Raw genomic sequence first — 1,048 nt, 5'->3', positions numbered from 1 at the left:
GCGCCGCAAGCCGCCGCGCAAGTTCGATCAGTGAGCTCCCTGACCCGCGCCCGCGCCTACATCGGCCTGGGCAGCAACCTCGACGAACCGCTGGCTCAGGTGCGCCAGGCGCTGGTCGAGCTCGGAAAGCTTCCGCTCACCACCCTTCACGGCGCATCGTCACTCTACGCCAGCCGCCCGGTCGGTCCTCAGGATCAGCCGGACTTTGTCAACGCGGTGGCCGCAATCGACACGGCGCTTTCACCGCTGGCGCTGCTCGACCAGCTCCAGGCCCTCGAGCAGCGCCACCGCCGCCGGCGCCTGCGCCACTGGGGCCCGCGCACCCTCGATCTCGACCTGCTGCTGTTCGATGACCAGCGCATCGATCGCCCGCGCCTGCGCGTGCCGCACCCGCACCTTTGCGATCGCGCGTTCGTGCTGGTCCCGCTGGCGGAGCTCACTCTCTCGCTTCGCGTCGAAGGCGAGCCCCTGAGCCACTGGATCGAACGACTCGACGATCAGGGCCTTCAGCGCCTGGTCGAGGATGGCCCGGGCTAGCCTCGACTTTGCCCGCGCGCCTGGGTAACAATCAGCGCTCTACTCCACGCCGGTGCAGTGACTCCACCGGCGATAACAATTCGAGAGAGAGCCCGCCATGAAACCCGTCACGCTCAACACGCTCAACGCCCTGAAAGGTGCCCGCGAGCCGTTCTCCTGCCTGACCGCCTACGATGCCTCCTTCGCCGCCGTGGCCAACCGCGCCGGCATCGAAGTGCTGCTGGTCGGCGACTCGCTCGGCATGGTGCTGCAGGGCCACACCAGTACGCTACCGGTCACCGTCGACGACATCGTCTACCACACCCGCTGCGCCGCCCAGGGCAAGGGGGCGAGCCTCTTGATGGTCGACTTGCCCTTCATGAGCAACGTCACGACCCAGGGCCTGTTGACGGACGCTGCCCGCCTGATGCGCGCCGGTGCCGAGATGGTCAAGGTCGAAGGCGAGGCGTGGATGGCCGAGGGCGTGCGCGAGCTGACGCGTCGCGGCGTGCCGGTCTGCGTTCACCTGGGG

Annotated in this window: 2 protein-coding genes; both read left to right on the top strand. The window is 68.5% G+C overall.

The genetic code is table 11. The features are described 5' to 3' along the window. The first annotated feature begins 39 nt into the window (after positions 1-39). On the top strand, positions 40-537 hold the full coding sequence (gene folK, locus BIS11_RS18440; protein ID WP_253425368.1) for a 2-amino-4-hydroxy-6-hydroxymethyldihydropteridine diphosphokinase: 498 nt from the start codon (positions 40-42) through the stop codon (positions 535-537). 97 nt (positions 538-634) lie between these two features. Next, positions 635-1,048: 3-methyl-2-oxobutanoate hydroxymethyltransferase (locus tag BIS11_RS18435; protein ID WP_253586844.1), on the top strand; the 414-nt coding region annotated here is incomplete at its 3' end.

The organism is Halomonas sp. 707D4, assembly GCF_024158685.1.
In the GTDB taxonomy this organism is placed as follows: Bacteria; Pseudomonadota; Gammaproteobacteria; order Pseudomonadales; family Halomonadaceae; genus Vreelandella.
The sequence above is the reverse complement of the archived record's forward strand: the minus strand, read 5'-3'. Positions and strand labels throughout refer to the sequence as shown.